Here is a 495-nt window from a genome sequence, read left to right as displayed (position 1 = left end):
CCATCGAGAACAAGGGGCCGATCCCGCGCGAATTCCGCGAAAAGATCGGCAACCGTATCTATGGCTGCGACGATTGCCTCGCCGCCTGCCCGTGGAACAAATTCGCCAGCGCGGCTTCCGAGGCGAAGCTTGCCGCGCGCAACGATCTGCGCGAGCCGAAGCTTTCGGAGCTGCTCGCGCTTGACGATGCGGCGTTCCGCGCCTTCTTCTCCGGTTCACCGATCAAGCGCATCGGCCGCGACCGTTTCGTCCGCAACGTTCTGATTGCGGCAGGAAATTCCGGCGACGCCTCGCTTGCGCCTGTCGTGCGCGGCCTGCTTGGCGATGCGTCGCCGCTCGTGCGGGGTGCGGCAATCTGGGCTCTGTCGCGATTGCTGCCCGACCGCGAATTTGGCGAGCTTGCCGCCACGGCTTCGAAGACCGAGATCGATACGGCAGTCCAAGAGGAATGGCAGGCGGCACTGGCAACTTCCGCCGCTGCGGATTGATGGGGTT

General features: G+C 64.6%; 1 protein-coding gene. It reads left to right on the top strand.

Annotation, left to right across the window (positions count from 1 at the left end):
* On the top strand, positions 1–488 hold a 488-nt coding region (locus EN852_RS34995), incomplete at its 5' end, for a 4Fe-4S double cluster binding domain-containing protein (RefSeq protein ID WP_348643518.1).
* Between the last annotated feature and the right edge of the window lie 7 nt (positions 489–495).

This window comes from Mesorhizobium sp. M2E.F.Ca.ET.209.01.1.1 (genome assembly GCF_004010375.2).
Lineage (GTDB): Bacteria > Pseudomonadota > Alphaproteobacteria > Rhizobiales > Rhizobiaceae > Mesorhizobium.
Note: the sequence above shows the minus strand (reverse complement) of the source record. Positions and strands in the feature narration are given on the sequence as shown.